The following is a 22,994-nucleotide window of genomic DNA, read 5'->3' on the forward strand; positions in this document are numbered from 1 at the left end:
TGATCATGCGCCTTTTTTGTATCTAAATTTAAGTATCAGACTTTGATAATTAAAACATTACTACTAAAGCCTATTGGCTTATCCAACCCTCAAAGTCTTTTTCTACCTTTTTAATCGTTTCCACAATCAAATCGGTATCTACCTTTCCAATAAAGTAGTTAGCCCCCATATCCAAAACCTCTCGACTATTATTTTCACTCGTCATAGACGTATGAACGATAATAGGCATATTTTTAGTTACTGGACTGCTTCTAATTTCTCTAATAACAGTATGCCCTGATGCAACAGGCATTTCTAAATCAGTGAATACCATTGAGATATCATTTAAAGTCGGCAGTTTAGCAATATAATCTAATAACAAACGACCGTTATCAAAACAAACATACTTAAGCCCCAGCTGATCAAAAACCATTCCCATATACTTCTGAATAGATTTACTGTCTTCTGCAAACAAAATTGTTTTATCGTAAACCTCATCTCTAAACACGTAATCGACTTTACTAACATCTTTAGCCGAAGCAAAAATCTTTTCAGCCATGGTTGGCATTGCTTCTATTAAAAGTTTTTCAATATCTAGAATAAAGCATAAGGTATCGCTATTTTGCAAATAGGTGTGATTCACTATTTGGTTGGTATTCACATTTACATTATAATTTCCAGCCGCATGAATATCTGACCAGTTCTTCTCTTCTACACCATGAATATGCGAAACACGTAAACCAACGAAATTATGACTAAAGTCCGAAACGATAATAATCGATTTTTCACGCTCTTCTTCCGTCATCTCAAACCCCATCCACTTAGGCAGATCAATAACGGGTAAATAAACACCTCGTAATTCAATCATACCTTCAATTAATGAATTTGAATCGGGCACTTCAGAAACTTCGTATGCCCTAGCCTCAAGAACCTCTCGGACCTTGAAAACATTCATTCCATAATAGGCTGGGGTATAATTTTCTTTAGGGAATTGAACTTGAAAAATCATCAGACTCATCTGATTATTTTTACTTAATTGAGCGGTCTTCTCAACCTGTTCTAAAGCTGTCGACATAGAAATTGCCTTATATAAATTAAGCTAACGTTTTCAGTGAGACCTATGCGCGAGTCTAAAATGTAAAAAAAAGTGAAATAATTCTTTAGATGTAGTCTAAAAAAACGCTAAATAGTGAACTATTGGGCGGATTTTTGTAGGCTTAAGTTAGAGAATTATGACCTTTTTTATATATTCATAGAATCTTGCAAATATCTCTCATTATATTTTTAGGTATTAGAGACCTTTGCACCCAAGGGCATAAACACGAGATAGGTGCGAAACAAAAATAGGCGTGAGTACCCCTTGAGGGTAAAAAATTTGTCTGATTACGGCGGAAGCCCCAGGGAATAGCTAACTATTCACAAGTTATCGCCCACCGGAAGTACCCTTAGGGTACAACAAAAATCAGGTAAATTTTTACCCTCAAGGGGCACCTAGAACCATTTTTACTCGCGCATATTCTCGTTCAAGGATCTCTATTAGTTAAATTAACACAACTAAAAATTCATTTATTTAAATCACCAGGCCTGGTTAATTTCTATTAAATAAAAATTAGCACATCGCTTTAACTGGTTTGAATGATTTTCTATAACCAGGAATCATGCCAAACTTCTTTAAAGCCTGTAAATGTTTAGCGGTAGGATAGCCTTTATGTTGATTAAAACCATATTGAGGATAGATTTCATGCAATTCTGACATTTGTTGGTCACGATAAACTTTGGCTAAGATAGAAGCGGCGCTAATTTCCATTACTTTATCATCCCCTTTAATGACAGAGTGGCAGGAATGAGTAATATCGGGGCAACGATTGCCGTCTACATAAACCTGTGAAATAGATAAACCTTGCGCATCAAGACCAGAAACCGCCCTTTTCATAGCCAACATAGTCGCATGCAATATATTTAACTGATCAATCTCTTCTGGGGAAGCCAAAGCAACACAGTACCCAATTGCCTCTTGTTTAATTAACTCCGCTAAAGTATTTCGTTTTTTTTCACTCAGTTTTTTTGAATCTCTTAATGGAAGTTGACATTCCTTAGGTAAAATAACAGCGCAGGCAACAACATCGCCAATTAACGGCCCTCTACCAACTTCATCAACCCCAACAGTGCTGCCTGTCAAAGACTGGTAAGATTCGACATCTGTCTCTGAAAATAAATCTTTTTGCACGTTAATGTTTCATCCATTGCTCAACCGCATCTGCGGCTAACTCAGAAGCATTTTGTTTTAACTGCTGATACTGATTACGGAAAGCGGTTATTTGGCGTTCACGTAATTTTTTATCAATCACTAACCTTCCCATATTAAGCGCTATTTTATCTGCCGTCGCGTCTTGTTGAATAAGTTCAGTAACTAAGGTTTCATTTGCCAAAATATTTGGCAAACCAATCCATTGCGTCGTAGCTAATCGCTGCATTATCCAATAAGAAATAGGGTGAACCGCAATAGCAAGAACCAGAGGCTTTTTCATCAACGCACACTCAAGAGTGGCTGTCCCTGAAGTGACTAAAGCTTGATCACAGGCTTCTAAAACTTCACGAGACTGGCCTAGAAGCAATTTAATTTTTAATGATTTTCCATAAAAATCAACAGACTGCTTTACCCTCTGCATAGCTTTATCATGAACACACGGTACTACAAATTCCATATCAGGATAAATAAGTGATAATTTACTCGCTGCCTGAATATAAACATCAGACATTTTATCAATCTCACTCATGCGTGATCCGGGTAGAATAGCAGTAACTGAGGCATCAACAGAAAACCCTAGGGTTTTTTTGGCTTCTGGAGTATTCGGCTTTTCTGGAAATTGATTAGCTATTGGGTGGCCAACAAATTTTACCGGAATACCATAGCGATGATAGTAACTTGGCTCAAATGGAAATAAAACTAAGACACCATCAACAGCAAGTTTAATTTTAGCTAATCGTTTTTCACGCCATGCCCATACAGAAGGCCCCACATAATGAATCGTTTTTATTGAATTCGATTTTAATACAGACTCAACTTTGAAGTTAAAGTCAGGGGCATCGATACCAATAAAAACATTAGGATTGAGCGCGATTAATTTTGTTATGAGATTTTTACGAATTTTAAGAAGAGAAGGTAGATGTTTAATTACCTCAAAAAAACCCATCACGGAAAGTGATTCCATTGGAAACCAAGTTTCAAAACCTTCAGCGAGCATTTTGGGACCGCCTATACCTACAAATCTGGCGTTAGGATAGCGTAATTTTAAACTACGGACTAAGTCAGCCCCTAAAGTATCACCTGAAGATTCCCCTGCAACCATAGCGAAAATAGGTGAATCTACGTTTATTGATTGAAGGTTATCTGACAATGCCACGTTGAGAATTTTTTAAGAATTTAAAGAGTGAATCTAATGTACCTTTATCATCATTGATAAGCTCAATTTCATGTAACGCTTGCTCAAGACGATTACCTGTTCTGTAGAGAACACGATACGCTTTTTTTATCAATGATAACTGTGATTTATCAAAATCTCTGCGCTTTAAGCCTTCTAGGTTAATTCCCCTAGGGCCGGCTAAATTACCTGATACCACCACAAAGTTTGGAACATCTTGGTTAATAACACTTCCCATGCCACAAAAGCTATGTTCGCCTATATGGCAATATTGATGTACTAAGGTATAACCACCTAAGATAGCCCAATCATGAACAACAACATGCCCTGCTAAAGCTGTCGCATTGGCAAAAATACAATGACTACCGATAATACAATCGTGAGCGATATGAACACCAGCCATAATCCAGTTATCGTCACCAATAACCGTTTTGCCTATATCCTGAACCGTACCTCGATTTATCGTTACGTTCTCTCTAAAGGTATTGTTATTTCCTATTTCAACCGTAGTCGATTCACCGGCATATTTTTTATCTTGAGGCGCCGCGATTGATACAAATGCAAAAAAATGATTATTTTCACCAATATTAACATTGCCCTCAATGACAACATGAGAATCTAGTTTTGAGCCAGATCCAATACTAACATTACCTTGGATAACGCAAAAAGGTCCAATTTCTACATCATTAGCAATATTCGCATTGGGGTCAATAAGAGCGCTTGGATGAATCAAAACTAAACCTTTCTTTCAGCACACATCATATCGGCAGATGCAATCAATTTACCATTAACCATGGTAGTACATTCAAACTTCCAAATACCACGCTTATTACCAAGAGCTTTGACTTCAAAATCAAGCCTATCTCCTGGAATTGCAGGTTGTCTAAAACGACAATTATCAACCGATGCTAAATAATAGATTGATGAACCATCTGGCTTTCCACCTTGTGAGCGAAACGCTAATATTCCTGTACACTGGGCCATGGCTTCAATAATCATTACACCAGGCATAATTGGGTTGTCAGGAAAATGACCTGTAAATTGAGGTTCGTTAAATGTTATATTTTTGAATGCTGTTAGTCTTTTACCTGCCTCATAATCGGTTACTCTATCTACCAGTAGAAAAGGGTAACGATGCGGTAAATATTCAAAAATTTCTTTAACTTCCATTGTTGTAATCCAATAACTTTAATTTATTAATCTGATAGTTTTTCAATTTGTTTTTGTAAGGCCTTAACTTGTTTTGCAAGTTTGTCTAACTGGCGAATACGAACACTATTTTTTTGCCAATCCGAAGCTTTTACTGCAGGAAAACCTGAATAGGCTCCTGCTTCCGTAATATTATTAGTCACCCCTGACTTGGCTAAAAAGTGAACATTATCTGCAATAGTAATATGTCCAGCAAACCCTACCTGACCAGCAACAGTACAATTTTTACCTAAAGTCGTACTTCCTGCAAAGCCTGCTTGTCCAGCAATAGCTGATCCCGAACCTATCTTAACATTATGAGCTAAAACCACTTGATTATCGATAATGCAATTATCCTCTATAATCGTATCTTCAATTGCCCCTCTATCAATTGTGACGTTATTACCAATAGAGACATCATTTCCAATAACAACTCGCCCAACTTGAGGTATCTTCACCCATTGTCCTTTATTATTTGCCCATCCAAAGCCATCGCCACCGATTACGGCTCCAGCTTCTATAATGACATTATTTCCAATGATCGATTGATGACAAATAGAAGTATTAGAACCAAGGCGACAATTAGAACCGATTAGACAATCTTCCTCAATAACACATCCTGCTGCAATATAAGTTCCACTATTGATAGTCGTCCCAGCTTGTATCACTACATTCGCCCCAATCGAGACATTATCGGCAATATTAGCACTACTATGAATAACAGCACTTGGATGAATAGTATTTGGTAACGATTTGAGTGGATTTAAAAACTGAGCTACTAGAGCATATACATAATAAGGATTATCAACTAATAGCTGGGCGGCTCTTGTATCTCTAGTATCTGACGCAGTCTGTCTATTTAGAATTACCAGACCTGCTTCAGTATCTTTTAAAAAAGATTGATACTTTTTATCGGTTAGAAAAGAGACTTGGTCTGATTTCGCTTTATCTAAACTAGCGACTTGATTGATATTGATGGATTCATCACCCACAAAATCATAATCAACTCCTTTTCCAGTTAAAAGCGACAATATGGTTTGAAGTTGCACTTATCTGCCCCTGATTTACTTGTTAAATTCAGAACGCTGTTTAGTACTTACCGTTTTAAGATGCTTTAAGACATCATTAGTAATATCAATTCTTTTGTTTGTGTAGGCGATACCTTCATACAGAATCAAGTCAAAACCTTCTTTTTTACCAATGGTTTTAATTGCTTGGTTAACCACATTTTGCAACTTAGCTAACTCTTCATTTCTGCGTAGGTTAAGTAATTCTTGAACATCATTACGTCGACGCTGAATTTCACGTGTTAGCATAGAAATTTCACGTTCTTTTGTCACCTTTTGGGTATCACCCATGACCGATTTATTTTTTTTGTAAGCTGACTGCTGTTTTTCAAGTTTTGCAGCTAAACTTTTCAACTCAGCCTGCTGAGGAGAAAATTCTTTCTCTAGAGCGGCTGTTGCTGATTTAGCTTGAGGGGCTTGCTCTAACAATAAAGCGACATTCACTACACCTAACTTAACACCTGTATCAGAGAAAGATACTGTTGAAATCGCCATTATGCAAACTGTAAAAGTTAGTTTTAAAAGGTTATGCATTGAATCCATCCATCCGTTTTTTTATTTTTTATAAATACTTTTAAGGATTTTACCTTAAATAAAATCGCTATGTGAGACCTTTGCACAAGATTAGGATCAAAATTAGGATCAAAAGAAAAACAGCCTAAAACCTCATGGAGGTTATAAAACCCACCTAATTCTCGACTTACCCGTTTGGGTCTGTTCGTTTTTTTCCACAAAGAGTCAAGAGAAACAGGTGAATTTTGACCATTTTTACTCGTAAATAATCTCGTGTTTATGCCTTTTAACAAAGGTCTCTAAATATACCAATACTGCTTAAATATACTCTTAAAAACCTGCACCAAGCGTAAACTGGAAGGTTTGTAGCTTATCATCCGATTGATAAGAAATTGGCTGAGCAATACTAAACGTCAGTGGACCTACTGGTGTAATCCAAGAAACGCCTAAACCTGTTGACGTTCTAAGGTCGTCTACTTTTACTTTGCCAAAGTCATCAAACACATTACCAAAGTCAAAGAACCAGCTCATTCGCACATTACTTGAATCTTCAATAAAGGGTATCGGGAAGACTACCGCCGCAGTACCCGTCAATTTAACACTACCGCCAGTAGGGCTGGTAGAACCATCTGTTGTTGAATCATATAAAGGCCCTAAAGAATTAGATTCATAGCCTCTAACCGAACCGATCCCTCCAGCATAGAATTTTTCATAGAATGGTAAATTATCAATATCACCATATCCATCACCAAATGCTAAGCCAGACTTAAGTTGTAAAGTAAAGTTCCTACTTATTGGTTGGAACCAATTTTCATTTAAATATACTTTGTAATAAGGGGTTTTGGAAGTTGAAGGCAATACTCCCTCAAAAGATAAACTGGTTTTTTGACCATCCGAAGGAAAGTAAAAAGCATTAGTTGTATTATGCACCCAACCCATAGAAGCAATAATGGAATTAGCTGTTTTTCCATAATCATCAACGTAATTACTGCAGAATGTGAATGTATCTGAACAAACTAACTCTTGAGAGTCAAACTTTAGTCCATAAGAGAGTGAATCATTTTCACTTAACGGATAACCTAAAGAAAGTCTTACACCTAGATTATTTGTTGTATAGTCCGCAATAGATAATTGACTTGCATCTATTTCGCTGTAATACAAACCTACACCTAAGCTAACTCCATCCTTTGTAAAGTAAGGGTTAGTTACGCCAATATCAGCAGACTTTTTAGCTGAGCTTGTAGAGACACTAAAATTAAGCTTATTCCCACTACCGATGAAATTACGTTCTGAAATACCTAAATTAAAACTCGCCCCATCTGTTTGAGAGTAACCAACACCCGCTGAAAAAGACCCTGTTGCTTGCTCTTCGACTTTAACCACTAAATCTACTTGGTCGGCTGAAACGCGTTTTGTTTCTATGTCTGTACTCTTAAAAAAACCAACTCTTTGTAAACGTTCTTTAGACTGTCGAACCATTTTAAGAGAATATGGCGCGCTCTCAAGCTGACGCATTTCTCTACGAATTACATGGTCACGTGTACGAGTATTCCCTTCAATTTCCACACGTCTAATATAAACACGTTTTTTAGGCTCAACCTTAAAGGTTAAAGCAACGGTATTATTGTCCTTATTTAAAACCGTTTCAGGAGCGACTTCAGCAAACGCATACCCCTCTTCACTTAAGCGGTCACGTATTGCATTAACCGATTCAATCACCTTGCTTCGAGAAAACACATCCTTTTCTTTAACTTGTGTTAAAGACTCAATTTCTTTTCGGGCAATAATGATTTCACCCACATAATCAATCTTAGAGATGGAATAGTTTGGCCCTTCCGACATATTGATGGTAGTAAAAACTTTTGTTTTATCGGCTGAAATACTTACCTGAGAAGAACGAACCTTAAACTCAGCAAAACCTCTATCAAGGTAATATGATTTTAAGGTTTCAATATCCGCTTCCATTTTAGGTTTAGAATATTTATCACCACTACCAAATGATGCATTTTCAACCATCTGCATTAGGGATTTGAGACGTTTATCCGTATAAACTTTATTACCGACCAGGTTAATACGACCAATGGTCGCGGGCTCACCCTCTTTAATATCAACTTTTAGTTCAACACGATTACGAGGTAACTCGGTTGTAACAATATCAATTACGGCGGCATAGTAACCTTGGTTCTGATAACGTCTTTTCAGGTCAACAACCACATGATCCATCTGAACTTGGTTGTAGATACGCCCTTTTTTTAGACCTAAACCATCTAAAGCTGATGTTAAGACATCCGTTTCAATAAGAGAATTACCTTCAATTTTAATTTCCGCAATAGAGGGACGCTCTAAAACTTTAATAACCAAGGTTCCGTTATCCCTTTGATAAAAAGAAACATCTTTAAAAAAACCTGTTTTATATAAACGTTGGATGCTTTCCTGAATCTGCTGAGCATTAACATCCTTACCAGGAGAAACGGTTAAATAATTATTAATCGTTTCAAAACCAATTTTATTTGCCCCTTCTACTTCAATGTTTTTAAGAGTAAAAGCGTAAGCTAAACTGGGTGTGAATAATACAGAAGCGATTGCTGCTGACAAAATTGTTTTTGTAGAGTTTTTTTGAAACATATTAACCATGAGATATTCTTATTACATCATTAAATAAGGCGAAAAATGTTAAGCCAATAATCATTATTAACCCAACGGTTTGTCCAGCCACCATAACTCGCTCACCTACTGGCGAGCCTTTAATCATTTCGATAAGGAAGTACACTAAATGTCCCCCATCTAAAACTGGAATTGGTAATAAATTTAAAATACCAATACTTAAGCTCAGCAGACCAAGCAGGCTTAAAAAAGCGACTAGACCAGATTGAATTGCTTGTCCTGAAAACTGTGCAATACTAACAGGGCCGGAGATATTTTTAACGCTTACCTCACCAATCACCATGCGCTTAATCATGACTAAACTCATCACAACCAAGTCGACACTGCGTTGATAAGCCTTTTCAAAAGCTTCAAAAAAACCGTATTTAACATTAATAAAATAAGGCTTTAAGGTATTTTCATCAATGAATACCCCAACCCCCATTTTGCCAACAGCTTTACCATCTTCCTGAGTTGTTTTTTTAAGCTTAACAACAGCATTAAAAACAGCCAAATCACGCTCAAATTCAACTTTTACTGATTGCCCTGGATTTGATTGCACTACTTTAACAAAATCTTGCCAGTTCTGGATAGGCTTTTCATCAATAGATAGAACTTTATCCCCTGAAATCAAACCGGCCTTATCCGCTGGTCCGTTTTTAAGCACTTCACCTAATACAGCGGGAACTACGGGTTTTGTTGGAACAAAACCTAATAAAGCCAACCAGTTTTGTTTAGGTTGATTAATATCAATTGCTGACAAAGAAACATTATTGACATCAACATATTGATTTGATTGAAGGCTTTGCAGCCTAAAGCTTACATTGGATTCGCCATTAGCTAACGACTGTAGCAACTGCTGATGAACCGTTTGCCAACTATAAACATCTTTACTATTAACTTTTGAAACTGACCAGGCCTGGTTGTTTAGATGTAGATTATTTTGCTGAGACTGTATCGCATGCTCTAAAGCGGAATTTGGAACAACTTCATTTACAAGTGGCTTCATACCACTTACACCAACCATGTACATAATCGCAAAAACAATCCAGGCAAACACTAAATTTATAACCGGCCCAGCAGCAACAATCGCAAAACGTTTATAAACTGATTGACGATTAAACGCTCGATGTAAATCCTCTTCTGCAACCAGTTCTTCGCGTTCATCTGCAAATTTTACATAACCACCTAAAGGAATTTGAGCAACCACAAACTCGGTTTCTTTTCCTTTACGGCTATAAATCGGCTTACCAAAACCAATTGAAAACTTTAATATTTTAAGATTAAAAAAACGGGCGACTTGATAATGACCCCACTCATGAATAGTAACGATAATACCCATGACTAAAACAAAGCCAATCAAAGACCAAAATATATTCATATCCGTATCCATTTAGGCTCTAAAGTCATAAAGCACGACACTATAATACCAAGCTAAATAAAGCATGGGGACAGCGATTAACAAGCTATCAATACGATCTAAAACACCACCGTGTCCGGGTAGAATTTTACCACTATCTTTTAAACCAACTTGGCGCTTCATGACACTTTCAAAAAGATCACCAAACACTGAAAACAACGCAATCAGGGTAAGTACAACCGACATTAAAATCATAGAATATTTTAATTCTACATTTACAATATTTAAAACGATAAGCGAAATAACAAACGCCAGAATGCCACCACCAAGGACCCCTTCCCAAGTTTTTCCAGGGCTGACATGTACCGCAAGTTTGGTTTTACCAAAGCGTCTTCCACTAAAATAAGCACCCGTATCGATTGCCCAAATTAACAACATACTTATCAAAACAATTATAGGACCAAAGTCAACTCTAAATTTAACCATAGCCACTACAAACAATATAATCGCTAATACACCCGTTAGTAAGGTAAAACTCATTGAGGAACCTTTAGATTCCCCCTTAGCCATCTGATAGCGCGAAACGACAGAAACCAACGCAAGTGTTTCAACCATGGTTAACATAGCAATATTTTGCATAGTAAAGGTATCCACTGCATAATTTGCCGCTACCGTTACCCCTAATGCATAAGTTAAACGCAAAGAAGGCGTTTTAATATCCGCAAACCCACTCCATTCCCATGCCGCAATAAAGCCTACAAGCAATAAACACCCTTTCCATACATCTGGCGTTGAATAAAAAAGCGCCCAAATAGACAACACAACAAGAACAATAGCGGTGATAATTCTTTGCTTTAACATTATTTTTTTACCTGTTCACTCGTTTTACCAAATCTTCTTTCTCTATTTGAAAAAGATTTTGTTGCCGCATCTAACTCTTTTTCATCAAAGTCTGGCCATAAGGCATCTGTAAAATACAACTCGGCGTAGGCCATTTGCCAAATTAAAAAATTACTAATGCGTTGCTCACCGCCGGTACGAATCAATAAATCTGGGTCAGGCAAATCAGATAGCGCAACAAAGCTAGAAAGGGATTCCTCATCTAGTTGAGAAGTACTTTTGGTTGGATTATCTAATTGCCACTGCTTAACTGCCGCAACAATATCTGCACGACCACCGTAATTCGCTGCTATGGTTAATACTAAACCGGTGTTGTTTTTAGTCAATTCTTCAGCCATGGCAATATGTTTTTGAATTTCTTCACTAAAAGCGCCACGGTCTCCAATAATGCGTAACTGCACATTGTTTTCAGAAAGCTTACTAACCTCTTTCTGCAACGCTTTTAAAAACAACCCCATTAACTTATTAACTTCATCTTTTGGACGCTTCCAGTTTTCAGTACTAAAAGCAAATAACGTTAAAGCTTCAATCCCAATTTCTGAGCTATAAGAAACGATTCTTTTGACCGCATTCAAGCCTTTTTGATGTCCGATAAAACGTGGTAATAAACGTTTTTTTGCCCAACGTCCATTACCATCCATAATAATGGCAATATGCTTAGGCAAGTTTGGATTCTTAATATTTTCTGACAAAACAGCTCCAACAAAAAAATAAAAAAACGGCCTTAGAGTCTTTATTTACTCTAAGGCCGTTCTATCTACGCAATCAAAAATTAGCAGTAGTAATAAAACTCGTCAATTATGCCGTAAATGTGCATAAATATCGACTTAATTTTGTCTTAGACTTCCATTAATGCCGCTTCTTTTTCTGCTAATAATGCATCGACTTTTTTAACCGCTTCATCCGTTAGCTTTTGAATTTGATCTTCAGAACGACGAGCTTCATCCTCAGTCACTTCTTTATCTTTTAACAAATCTTTAACATCACTATTTGCATCACGTCTAACATTACGAACGGCAACACGAGCATTCTCAGCTTCTTGACGTGCCACTTTAGTTAAATCACGACGACGCTCTTCAGTTAAAGGCGGCATTGGAATGCGCATCATATTTCCATTAGTCACAGGGTTTACACCCAAGTCAGACATCATAATCGCTTTTTCAACCACAGCGACCATTGGCTGTTCCCATGGTTGAACGGTTAATGTTCGAGCATCTTCAACGTTAATATTAGCCACCTGACTAATCGGCACTTCAGAACCATAATAATCAACGGTTACCACATCAAGAATGCTTGGATGAGCTCGACCAGTGCGGATTTTTGCAAAATTCCCTTCTAAGTTTTCGATAGACTTTTGCATTCTTGACTTAGCATCGTTTTGAATTTCATTTAACATTTTATTCTCCTGCGCTTACCAAGGTGCCTTCATCTTCACCTTGAACAATTCTAATTACTGCACCATCCTTAAACATATCAAATACACGGATAGGCATCTTATGGTCACGGCATAAAACAAATGCTGTCATATCCATAACCTGTAAATTTTTTTGAATTACATCATCATAACTTAAAGCTTGATAACGGGTGGCTTTAGGGTCTTTTACTGGATCTGCCGTATAAATACCATCAACCTTTGTCGCTTTTAGAACAATATCGGCATCAATTTCAATTCCGCGTAATGCGGCAGCAGTATCGGTTGTAAAAAATGGGCTTCCAGTACCTGCAGCAAACACTAAAACCTCACCATTAGCTAACTGCTTCTTAACCGTATTAGCATTAAAACCAGAAGAGACTCCCTCAATACTCATTGCAGAAAGCACTTGAGATTTCATTCCCATACTTTCAATAACATCTCTTAATGCCAAAGCGTTAATGACCGTAGCCATCATCCCCATATGGTCGCCCGTTGTGCGTTGAATACCTGAACCTTGAATTTGAGCACCGCGGAAGATATTACCACCACCTACAACAATACCCACTTCTACACCTAAATCGCGTAATGACTTAACTTGAGATACAACACTTTTTAAAGTAGTTGCATCTAGGCCAAAATCACCATCACCCATCAAAGCTTCACCGCTAAATTTCAATAATATACGTTTATACTTAAGTGCCATGCCCAATCCCCAAAAAGTTAATTCAAAGCGTTTTATAAGTGTTTAAAAACCAATTTAAATTCAAAAACTTATAAAAAACTTTATTTCCATTCCTTCAAAATAATTACATACAAAAAAGCCATAGCAGCCTTACTTTACAGTAAGAGCTTACTATGGCTTCATGATTCAAACTGAATTAACCAGTTACAGCCTTAGCTGCTAGAGCAACTTCATCTGCAAAGTTAGTTTCTTCAATTACAATTCCTTCACCTACTTCTAGACGAATGAACGTATCAACAGAAGCGCCATTAGATTTTAATAGCTTTTCTACAGTTTGATCAGGGTCTTTAACAAAAGACTGACCTAGTAGCGTAATTTCACCAACAAACTTACGCATACGTCCTTCAATCATCTTTTCAATGATTTCCATTGGCTTACCAGAAGATTTTGCCTGTTCGATTTGGAACGCACGTTCCTTCTCAACAACCGCAGAATCTAAATCATCAGAAGAAACCGCAGAAGGTTTAGCTGCCGCAACATGCATAGCAACATCACGTGCAAGAGCGTCATCACCACCTTCTAGAGAAACAACAACACCAATTTTTTCACCGTGCTGATACTGACCAATTTGACCCGTTGTTTCGATAAGCTCAAGACGACGAACTTCCATGTTCTCACCAATCTTAGCAATCATTTCACGACGAGTCTGATCTACTGTTTTACCATTAGCCATTTCAGCGTTCATTACTGCTTCAATATCAGTTGTATTGTTTGCTAAGGCAATCGCTGCAATTTCATTTGCGAAACCTTTAAATTCATCACCTTTGGCAACAAAATCTGTTTCACAGTTTACTTCTGCAATAATACCTGATTTTTTATCATCAGAAACGGCAATCGCAATAACACCTTCAGCGGCTACACGACCTGCCTTCTTATCTGCACCAGCCATACCCTTCTTACGAAGAAATTCAATTGCTGCATCCATATCGCCATCTGTTTCAGATAACGCTTTTTTACAATCCATCATACCTGCGCCAGTTGTTTGACGTAGTTCTTTAACCATTGCTGCTGTAATAGCCATTTTTTAAATCCTTACTTAAAGAAAATTTAATTCAATTTGACCCAATTAAATAAAATATAACGTTTTATTTAACCAGGCCTGGTTAGTTACTAATGTATTTTATTTAGCTGCTTTTTCTTCAGCTTCTACAAAATCATCTCCTTCAACTGCAGTCGTGATGGTAGCTTTACCTTCATTGATTGCATCTGCAGCAGCAGATAAGTATAAAGAGATTGCACGGATTGCATCATCATTACCAGGGATAACATAATCAACACCACGTGGGTCATTGTTAGTATCTACTACACCGATAACTGGAATACCTAGGTTTTGTGCTTCTTGGATAGCAATTTTTTCATTACCAGTATCGATAATAAAAATAGCATCTGGCATTGCACGCATGTCTTTAATACCACCTAAAGAAAGCTCTAACTTAGTCTTTTGACGAGTCATCATTAACGCTTCTTTTTTAGTGATCTTTTCAAAAGTACCGTCTTTTTCCATCGCTTCTAATTCTTTTAGACGCTTAATAGACTGCTTGATAGTTTTGAAGTTAGTTAACATACCACCTAACCAACGGTAATCAACATAAGGCATACCACAACGTTGAGCTTCTTGAGAAACCAACTCACGTGCTGCTTTTTTAGTACCAACAAAAAGCACTTTACCTTTGTTAGCTGCGATTCCGCCCATCATGTTTAACGCGTCGTTAAACATAGGTAGAGTTTTTTCTAAGTTAACAATATGAATATTGTTACGTGCTCCAAAGATGTACTCAGCCATCTTAGGGTTCCAATAACGAGTCTGGTGACCGAAATGAACACCAGCTTCTAACATTTGACGCATGGTTACTTTTGCCATGATTTTATCTCCAATAGTTTTGGGTTAAGCCTCCGTTCACCCCATAAAACGAACTAAAATATCTATATTTAATTAATGATATTCAGCACCCCGTTTTATGTGTCGGTAAACGTGCGGATTTTCTGTTAAAATTCCTCTCATTCGAAAGGCGCGGCATTTATAACATATTCAAGCCAAATTAACAATTTAAATTGATTAAATTCGCCTTATTTTAACCAAAACAAAAGAAACCTTATTCATGACTATTAAAATCAAAACCCCTGAAGAAATTGAAAAACTGCGCGTCGCTGGAAAACTCGCTGCTGACGTTCTAGAAATGATTGCCCCTTACGTTATTCCTGGCGCTTCAACAGGTGAATTGAACGCTATTATGCATAAATATATGACCGAAGAACAAGGTACAATTCCGGCCACCTTAAACTACCATGGTTTTCCAGCATCTAGCTGCATATCAATAAACCAAGTGGTTTGTCACGGTATACCTGATGATAAAAAAACCTTAAAAAAAGGAGACATTGTTAATATCGATGTTACCGTTATCAAAGAGGGTTATCATGGTGACACTAGCCGAATGTTTGAAGTGGGCGAAGTCAAGCCTTTTGCAAGTCGTTTATCTAAAGTTGCTCATGAATGTTTATGGCTAGGTATTGAACAAGTTAAACCTAACGCAACACTATATGATGTTGCTTATGCTATTCAGCAGCACGCAGAAAAAAACAACTATTCTGTAGTACGTGAATATTGTGGTCACGGTATTGGCTCTGAGTTCCACGAAGACCCACAGGTATTACATTACGCCGCACCAGAACTCAAAGACATCGTATTAAAACCAGGCATGGTCTTCACCATTGAACCCATGATTAACCAAGGAAAAGCGCCCGTCAAAGTATTAGGTGATAATTGGACTGTGGTAACAAAAGACAGAAAACTCTCCGCACAATGGGAACACACTCTAACTGTGACTGAGACGGGATATGAAATATTCACCCTAAGAACCAATGAAAAGCCGGTATTACCCTAAGAGACTTTTACATGAGTCGATAAAATATTTAACCCCCTTTTACAACTCAACAATGAGCCAAAAGCATGACGGATAACACAAGCACTCCCAATTTTTTCAAATCACTGGCTGATGAAGAAATACCCTTATTTGAAAAAATAAAACTGGGTCGAGAGGTTTTGTCTCGCTTTAACTCTTATCAATTTGAAGAATTTGAAAACGGTTCTGCCGTTGCCGAGTTAATAAAAGAACGTGCAACATTTATTGACCAATTTCTAAAAAAAATCTGGCAAAAATTCATACCTGAAAACACCGGAACGCTCATTGCTGTAGGTGGTTATGGTCGTGGAGAACTTCACCCCTATTCAGACATTGACATTCTTATACTGTGTGACGACCTAAATAACAGTCAAGAAGAACTTTGCCAGTTTATTACCTTTTTATGGGATCTTGGCTTTGATGTTGGTCATGCGATACGTACTGTTAAAGACTGTAAAACAGCTGGTTTAGAAGATGTTTCTACAGCAACAAATCTACTTGAAGCCCGCTGGTTAACAGGTGACTATGAACGATTTGAACAGCTGCAACAAATTTGGAATGAAACGACAGATTTTTGGAATCGTAAAGCTTTTTTCAGGGCTAAAGTCGAAGAACAGGAAAAACGTCACGAACGCTTTAATGACACTATTTATCAATTAGAGCCCAACATTAAAGAGAGTCCAGGTGGTTTACGTGACATTCAAACTATTTATTGGGTAGCTAAGCGCCACCTCAATGCCAATTCCATAAATGAGCTTGTGCAAAGAAACTTTCTGTCCACGGAAGAGTTTTTAGAAATTGAAGCTGCCTATAAATACCTAAACCGCATTCGGTTTGCTTTACAGCACCAAAAGAAACGTCGCGAAGACCGCTTACAATTTGATTTACAGCAAGCTATAGCTGAAAGCTTTGGATTCACTGATAACGAACATAAAATGGCTGTTGAGCAGTTTATGAGTGGTTACTATCGAAATGTGCATAACGTCGTAAAACTTAACGAAATTTTGCTACAACACTTTAGAGAAATACTTTTTGATGACGAAAACAGTGAAGTAAAAAGCATCAACAACCACTTTAAAACGATTAACAATTACCTAGATATTACCCATCCTAAAGTGTTTTTAAAAAATCCTACCGCTCTACTTGAGTCGTTTATCATTTTAGAAACACTTCCAGACGTTGAAGGTTTACGTTCTAATGCAATTCGATCAATACGTGACCACCTCTATTTAATCGATGATAACTTCCGAAATGACCCGATTAACAAAGCCCTGTTTATGGAAATATTCAGACAGCCTAAAGGGGTTAATGCTGCCGTTAAACGTATGCATAAATACGGAGTGTTAGGAGAATACCTACCCGTATTTAAAAAAATTACAGGCTTAATGCAATTTAATATTTTTCATGCCTATACGGTAGATGACCATACCATTTTAGTTATTCGTAATCTAAGACGCTTTTTTGTAGATAAGTTTACCTATGAATTTCCAACGGCTCACCAAATTGCAAAAAACCTCTGCAAACCTGAAGTTCTCTTTTTAGCCGGATTATTTCATGATATTGCCAAAGGTCGAAATGGCGCTCATGAAATACTGGGAGCTGAAGATGCTATTGAATTTTCCAACACTCACAACTTATCCAAGAAAGACGGCAATATGATAAGTTGGCTGGTGCGATATCATCTCGACTTTTCTAGCGTCGCTCAAAAGAAAGATTTAAGTGACCCTGAAGTCATTCAAAATTTTGCCAAAATCGTAAAAGATCAAGAACATCTTGATTACCTTTACCTACTAACCGTAGCCGATGTTTGTTCAACCTCTCAAGAAGTATGGAACGATTGGAAAAACTCTCTGTTTTTAGAACTTTATAACGAAACCTCAAATGTGTTGGCGTTAAATATAAATTCACCTAAAAATAAACAGAAAAAAGCGCTTCAAACTCAAGAGAAAGCCAGAGAGCTTCTCTCTAAACGTGGCATCCCATCCGCTGAATTTAATAATTTATGGAAATGCTTGTCCAAAAGTGATTTTTTCAGTAAACAATCCCCTAATGAAGTAGCACGTATTACTAAATTACTTTATCAATGCAATCAAACTGACAACCATGTTTTCTTGGAAGAACAATCTCAACGTGGAGCCTCTGAATTAATCATTTATATGCCTGATAGAGATTATTTGTTTGCAAACATCGCTAACTCTTTAGATTTATTAGGTACCGATGTGGTAGAAGCGAGAATATTTAGCAGTAGCGATAAGATGACGTTAGTAATGATGTACTTCTTAAATACCGATACTCATGACTATTTAGCTAAAGAAAGACACAATGAAGTCATTGATAAAATCAAATTCCAACTTAACTTAGATGACATCGAGCCTCTTGATGAAGGAAGTTTACTTACAAACCGAAGAGTAAAACACTTTGATACGCCTACAGAAATTTTATTTGAAAAAATTGATGAATCTTTAACCGAGTTAAGCATTAACACGAAAGACGCACCAGGGCTTATAGCTAGAATTAGTTGTGCGCTTAAATCTGAAAACATTCGTTTACATGATGCCAAAATACATACGGTAGGTGAAAAGGCAGAGGATGTATTCTTAATTAGCGACACCGCTAACCAAGCCATTGTAAGCAAAGAAAGAAAAGATAACTTATCAAAAGCTTTGCTTGATATGATTGAGAATTAACTCATTAACTATTAGTTAACTGCTAGTCAACTTAAAAATAAACTCCACATGAAAGCTTTATAAATGCAAAACAAAAGCTACCTGGCCTGGTAGCTTTTAAAAAAACCTAGTTTACAGAATATTCGAATAGCTCAAAAGCGTTGTTATCTAAGTCTTTAGAAAATAAGGCTTTTCGACCAGAACGACTCAGCGTAAATGGGTGCCCTATTTCTGTTAATTTAACAACAAACTCATCAATTGAATCGACTCTCAATGCAAAATGATAATCTCTACCGCCGTGTTCAGGTCTAATAGTAGATTGATTTGGGTTATCTAATTGCATAATGTGCAAACTCTGCCCAGCATATAAATCAACCCAATAACCAGGAAACCCTAAATTAGGACGTTGCAAAACATCAACATCTAATAAAGACTGGTAAAAAGCAAGAGAAGCCTCAGCATCTTTTACAATAATACTAACATGATCAAAACCAACCACTTTTGCCACAAAAAACCTCTTTAGACTAAAAAGAAACGAACATATTAATCAAAATTATAACAAAAGACACAAAGGCCAAATTCATTGAATATAAATTGACTATAAATTGAATATTGAACAGATAAGAAGAATGGAGATTTTGGCTTGTAGATAAGTTGAAAAAGATTCAACTTAATCTGACAAGACAGCAGTTAATTACTAACCTAACTTGAAAAAAATTCATTATCAGATTTGAGTTATTTTCCACTTTTGTGATGCTTAATATTGAAGCTTTGGCAAACGCCTTAACTCCCCTTGTAATAAATGGTGCAAAGTTCTTAGTGTAGTGAACGGTAAAAAAACGCTGCTGTTTGAGCGCAGCGAGTTCAGCGTTTTCAGTTCACAAGCTTAGAACTTGCCCATTTATGGAGTGGGGTTTGTTTTTTGGTTACTTTTTGCCAAATTGCAAAAAGTAACGGGAAGCCTGAGTGACAATATTTAAGGCAAAGGCTAATTTTTAAAAAGGCTTCTCAACCGCTGTACTGCGTGATTAAATCTAAACTTTTAAAGATAAACTTATATACAAATCCTACAAGCCCCAGCCTTTATTTAAGAACAAAATGAAAAGCTAGTTATAAAACTCTTTATAAAACCAATAAGAGTTTTAATTAATCGTTACTATGTAAAGCCGTGTTTAAACCACCCCACAAAGAACCATCCGTTACAATCGCTTCAACCGCACCAGTTTGGCTATGTCGTCTAAACAGTAATTTAGACTCACCTGATAAATCACGAGCCGAAACAATCGAACCATCAGGCATTTTTACTTTAGTGCCCGCTGTAATGTACAAACCAGACTCAACAATACAATCATCACCTAAAGAAATCCCTAAACCAGCATTTGCACCCAATAAGTTTCTTTTACCCATAGAGATAACCTGCTTACCTCCACCAGAAAGCGTACCCATAATAGAAGCACCACCACCAATGTCTGTGTTTTCACCCACAACAACACTCGCACTAATTCGCCCTTCTACCATTGAGTTACCCAAAGTACCTGCATTAAAGTTTACAAACCCTTCATGCATAACTGTTGTACCCGCAGCTAAGTGTGCACCTAGTCTAATACGATCAGCATTTCCTATACGAACCCCTTCAGGAATTACGTAATCTGTCATACGAGGGAACTTATCGACACAAGTAACATTAAACTGATGCACTTCACCCTCAATCGCTTCACGAAGATTTTCAACTTCAGATGGTAAAACAGGGCCTGCAGAAGTCCAAGCAACATTATTAAGTAGACCAAAAACACCGTCTAAATTAATTTCGTTTGGCTTAACTTCACACTCTGATAACAGGTGTAAACGCAAATAAGCGTCTTCAGCAGATTTAGGAGCATCATCAACAGAAGCAATCTCTACCGTTACAAAATCACTTTTAATTAAACCTGCTTTTAACGCTAAACAGTTACGGGCAATTTCTTTGTTAGAACGAGGAAACCACACATCTAAAGTTACGCCGGTTTTAGTATCGCTATAACGGTGTCCAATTCGCTTGATTGTCATAATGCTACTCTCTTTTAATAAAAATAAATAAACCGTGAAGTATACCCGCTCTTTAGATTTACTGAGACATAAATACACCTCAAATCATAAAAAAAGTGATTTTTTTATCAAATCATTCGCATTTGTAAGCACATAGATAACACTTTATCTTTATAATAATTTGATAAGAAAAACTAAGAGATAAAATCAATGAAAATGTACGGTATTCCCAACTGCGATACGGTTCGTAAAGCACAAAAGTTTTTACAAGCCAATAACATTGCTTTTGAGTTTAACGACTTTAAAAAGCAAGGCTTAGACTTAACGACCATTTTAAAATGGTTAGAATCTCAGCCTATCGAAGTACTGGTAAACAAACGTAGTACAAGTTGGAAACAATTAACTGAAAAGCAAAAAGAAGATTTAATGTCTAAAAAAGACTTAATGCCTTTAACCGAGATGCCAACTTTAATTAAACGCCCTGTTTTAGAAACGGGTACCGCCTTACTGGTTGGCTTTAAAGCTGAAGAATATCAAAATTTAACGGTTTAAAAAACAAAGCTCAAAGAACTTTTAAATAGCAACCTTTTTCATTGCTTATAATTTTCATTACGTTAATGACTCATTAAGCAAAACAATAAAAAAGAAGTAAACATGACTGAAACCATTCACTTAGCTCAACAACTTATTCAAATAGACTCTGTTACTCCAAATGATAAAGGTTGCCAACAAATTATTGCTGACTACCTTAGTCCGCTTGACTTTAAAGTTGAGAACTTAAAATTTGGAGAGGTGGACAATCTTTGGGCTCGCAGAGGAACCGAATCTCCTTGTTTTGCTTTTGCAGGCCATACTGATGTTGTACCAACTGGGCCTGAAGATGCCTGGACTCATCCGCCTTTTTCAGCACATATAGACGGTGACATGATGTTTGGACGTGGCACGGCTGATATGAAAAGCTCTATCGCTTGCTTTATGGCGGCGAGTAAACGTTTTGTCAACGACTACCCTAATCACAAAGGTTCAATTGCTTATCTAATCACGAGCGACGAAGAAGGACCCGCCGTTAATGGAACCGTAAAAGTGATTGAAACCTTAGAAGCTCGAAATGAAAAAATTGATTATTGTTTAGTCGGAGAACCTTCAAGCTCTAATAAACTATGTGACTCAATCAAAAATGGTCGTCGTGGTTCTTTAAGTGGCCATTTAACCATTAAAGGAATTCAAGGACACATCGCCTACCCTGAATTAGCAGATAATCCTATTCACAATGTTGCACCGGCTTTAGAGCAGCTTGTACAAGTTCAATGGGATCACGGCAATGAATATTTCCCACCAACCTCATTTCAAATATCCAATATAAACGGGGGAACCGGTGCAACCAATATTATTCCTGGTGAAGTGAGCATTCAGTTTAATTTTCGTTTTTCTACCGAACATTCACCAGAATCGTTACAAGAAAGTGTGCATGCAATATTAGATCATCACAACCTTAACTACACACTAAACTGGACATTATCAGGGCTACCTTTCATAACACCTGCAGAAGGTGAAATGATTCAGGCAATTACTAAAGCCTCAAAAGAGCAATTAGGCTACGAGCCAAAACTGTCAACCGGCGGAGGAACTTCTGACGGACGCTTTATTGCACCAACAGGAGCGCAAGTTATTGAACTTGGTCCGTTAAATGCCACTATACATAAAATAGATGAACAAGTGAGTGTCAGTGATTTAAATCAATTAACTGAACTGTATTACCGCACTTTGGTTAATCTTTTGGCATAAAAACCTATTTTAAACGAGTCACTTAAAACCTGTCTTTTTGACAGGTTTAGTTCACAAAGAGAACCTTATGACTGAAACTGAACTCCCATTATCCGTTCAATATTTACTTATCGCCCTACAGCTTGTTGCTTTAGCCGTATTTCTATACTTTGTGTGGCCTCTTGTTAAAAAAGAGGACTGGAAAGCCAAGTTTATTGATAATAAAACCGCACGCTCCATACTGATTGTGTTTATTCTTATCATGACGTTTGTTTGGGGAATAGGTGCATTTTTTGATACCTTTTTTCCTGTTGAAGTATTGAGATAATAAAACAACCAGGCCTGGTAAATGAAAACAAAATTTACCCAACTAATTACCATACGATGGTTTAAAATTAAATAGTAAGAGAC

Annotated in this window: 22 protein-coding genes; 5 read left to right on the plus strand and 17 right to left on the minus strand. The window is 37.0% G+C overall.

The features are described 5' to 3' along the window. Positions 1 to 70 precede the first annotated feature (70 nt). The 15 genes from BS34_RS0105905 to rpsB form a co-directional block, all read right to left on the minus strand. Positions 71 to 1,054, minus strand: coding sequence for a chemotaxis protein CheV (locus BS34_RS0105905; RefSeq protein WP_029407610.1), 984 nt, complete (start codon positions 1,052 to 1,054; stop codon positions 71 to 73). A gap of 534 nt (positions 1,055 to 1,588) precedes the next feature. After that, positions 1,589 to 2,206, minus strand: coding sequence for a ribonuclease HII (gene rnhB, locus BS34_RS0105910; RefSeq protein ID WP_369699483.1), 618 nt, complete (start codon positions 2,204 to 2,206; stop codon positions 1,589 to 1,591). Between the two features lies 1 nt (position 2,207). Beyond that, positions 2,208 to 3,383, minus strand: a complete 1,176-nt coding sequence (lpxB, locus tag BS34_RS0105915) for a lipid-A-disaccharide synthase (protein ID WP_233993147.1) — start codon at positions 3,381 to 3,383, stop codon at positions 2,208 to 2,210. Further along, positions 3,367 to 4,134 (minus strand): acyl-ACP--UDP-N-acetylglucosamine O-acyltransferase, encoded by a 768-nt coding sequence (lpxA, locus tag BS34_RS0105920; RefSeq protein WP_029407613.1) that lies wholly within the window; start codon positions 4,132 to 4,134, stop codon positions 3,367 to 3,369. The genes lpxB and lpxA overlap by 17 nt, the downstream gene beginning before the upstream one ends. A 2-nt stretch (positions 4,135 to 4,136) precedes the next feature. After that, entirely contained in the window at positions 4,137 to 4,571 is a 435-nt protein-coding gene (fabZ, locus tag BS34_RS0105925) for a 3-hydroxyacyl-ACP dehydratase FabZ (protein WP_029407614.1), read from the minus strand. Between the two features lie 26 nt (positions 4,572 to 4,597). Beyond that, positions 4,598 to 5,638 (minus strand): UDP-3-O-(3-hydroxymyristoyl)glucosamine N-acyltransferase, encoded by a 1,041-nt coding sequence (gene lpxD / locus BS34_RS0105930; RefSeq protein WP_029407615.1) that lies wholly within the window; start codon positions 5,636 to 5,638, stop codon positions 4,598 to 4,600. Positions 5,639 to 5,653: 15 nt separating this feature from the next. Next, on the minus strand, positions 5,654 to 6,151 hold the full coding sequence (locus BS34_RS0105935) for an OmpH/Skp family outer membrane protein (RefSeq protein ID WP_233993148.1): 498 nt from the start codon (positions 6,149 to 6,151) through the stop codon (positions 5,654 to 5,656). A 348-nt stretch (positions 6,152 to 6,499) separates the two neighbouring features. Beyond that, complete coding sequence (gene bamA, locus BS34_RS0105940; RefSeq protein ID WP_029407617.1) at positions 6,500 to 8,803, minus strand: outer membrane protein assembly factor BamA; 2,304 nt, start codon at positions 8,801 to 8,803, stop codon at positions 6,500 to 6,502. Then, the gene (gene rseP, locus BS34_RS0105945; protein ID WP_029407618.1) at positions 8,796 to 10,193 is read right to left on the minus strand and encodes an RIP metalloprotease RseP; all 1,398 of its coding nucleotides are present in this window, start codon (positions 10,191 to 10,193) and stop codon (positions 8,796 to 8,798) included. The genes bamA and rseP overlap by 8 nt, the downstream gene beginning before the upstream one ends. A 12-nt stretch (positions 10,194 to 10,205) precedes the next feature. Then, positions 10,206 to 11,033, minus strand: a complete 828-nt coding sequence (locus BS34_RS0105950) for a phosphatidate cytidylyltransferase (RefSeq protein ID WP_029407619.1) — start codon at positions 11,031 to 11,033, stop codon at positions 10,206 to 10,208. After that, positions 11,033 to 11,713 carry a polyprenyl diphosphate synthase gene (gene uppS / locus BS34_RS0105955; RefSeq protein ID WP_233993198.1) on the minus strand — a complete coding sequence of 227 codons (681 nt, stop codon included), beginning with the start codon at positions 11,711 to 11,713 and terminating at the stop codon, positions 11,033 to 11,035. Before uppS ends, BS34_RS0105950 begins: the two co-directional genes overlap by 1 nt. Positions 11,714 to 11,910: 197 nt before the next feature. Further along, the gene (frr, locus tag BS34_RS0105960) at positions 11,911 to 12,468 is read right to left on the minus strand and encodes a ribosome recycling factor (RefSeq protein ID WP_029407621.1); all 558 of its coding nucleotides are present in this window, start codon (positions 12,466 to 12,468) and stop codon (positions 11,911 to 11,913) included. Between the two features lies 1 nt (position 12,469). Next, a complete protein-coding gene (gene pyrH, locus BS34_RS0105965; protein WP_029407622.1) occupies positions 12,470 to 13,189 on the minus strand; it encodes a UMP kinase in 720 nt (239 codons plus the stop codon). 175 nt (positions 13,190 to 13,364) lie between these two features. Further along, positions 13,365 to 14,249 carry a translation elongation factor Ts gene (gene tsf / locus BS34_RS0105970; protein ID WP_029407623.1) on the minus strand — a complete coding sequence of 295 codons (885 nt, stop codon included), beginning with the start codon at positions 14,247 to 14,249 and terminating at the stop codon, positions 13,365 to 13,367. A gap of 99 nt (positions 14,250 to 14,348) precedes the next feature. Then, a complete protein-coding gene (rpsB, locus tag BS34_RS0105975; RefSeq protein WP_029407624.1) occupies positions 14,349 to 15,089 on the minus strand; it encodes a 30S ribosomal protein S2 in 741 nt (246 codons plus the stop codon). A gap of 238 nt (positions 15,090 to 15,327) precedes the next feature. On the opposite strand from rpsB, the gene map reads away from it, so the two are divergent. Continuing rightward, positions 15,328 to 16,110 (plus strand): type I methionyl aminopeptidase, encoded by a 783-nt coding sequence (map, locus tag BS34_RS0105980; RefSeq protein WP_029407625.1) that lies wholly within the window; start codon positions 15,328 to 15,330, stop codon positions 16,108 to 16,110. A 65-nt stretch (positions 16,111 to 16,175) separates the two neighbouring features. After that, positions 16,176 to 18,815: a [protein-PII] uridylyltransferase gene (gene glnD / locus BS34_RS0105985; protein ID WP_029407626.1), complete on the plus strand. Its 2,640-nt coding sequence runs from the start codon at positions 16,176 to 16,178 to the stop codon at positions 18,813 to 18,815. Positions 18,816 to 18,921: 106 nt separating this feature from the next. Here the strand turns inward: glnD and BS34_RS0105990 are convergent, their stop codons facing one another. Beyond that, a complete protein-coding gene (locus BS34_RS0105990) occupies positions 18,922 to 19,302 on the minus strand; it encodes a VOC family protein (RefSeq protein WP_029407627.1) in 381 nt (126 codons plus the stop codon). Between the two features lie 638 nt (positions 19,303 to 19,940). Continuing rightward, a complete protein-coding gene (locus BS34_RS0105995) occupies positions 19,941 to 20,840 on the minus strand; it encodes a DapH/DapD/GlmU-related protein (protein ID WP_029407628.1) in 900 nt (299 codons plus the stop codon). A gap of 189 nt (positions 20,841 to 21,029) precedes the next feature. Between BS34_RS0105995 and BS34_RS0106000 the strand changes: the two genes are divergently transcribed. The 3 genes from BS34_RS0106000 (at position 21,030) to BS34_RS0106010 (ending at position 22,911) form a co-directional block, all read left to right on the plus strand. Continuing rightward, the gene (locus BS34_RS0106000; protein ID WP_029407629.1) at positions 21,030 to 21,371 is read left to right on the plus strand and encodes a Spx/MgsR family RNA polymerase-binding regulatory protein; all 342 of its coding nucleotides are present in this window, start codon (positions 21,030 to 21,032) and stop codon (positions 21,369 to 21,371) included. Between the two features lie 102 nt (positions 21,372 to 21,473). Beyond that, positions 21,474 to 22,604: a succinyl-diaminopimelate desuccinylase gene (gene dapE, locus BS34_RS0106005; RefSeq protein ID WP_029407630.1), complete on the plus strand. Its 1,131-nt coding sequence runs from the start codon at positions 21,474 to 21,476 to the stop codon at positions 22,602 to 22,604. Between the two features lie 67 nt (positions 22,605 to 22,671). Continuing rightward, positions 22,672 to 22,911 carry a hypothetical protein gene (locus BS34_RS0106010; RefSeq protein ID WP_029407631.1) on the plus strand — a complete coding sequence of 80 codons (240 nt, stop codon included), beginning with the start codon at positions 22,672 to 22,674 and terminating at the stop codon, positions 22,909 to 22,911. The last annotated feature ends 83 nt before the right edge of the window (positions 22,912 to 22,994 follow it).

It is taken from the genome of Thiomicrorhabdus sp. Milos-T2 (genome assembly GCF_000702325.1).
GTDB lineage: Bacteria > Pseudomonadota > Gammaproteobacteria > Thiomicrospirales > Thiomicrospiraceae > Thiomicrorhabdus.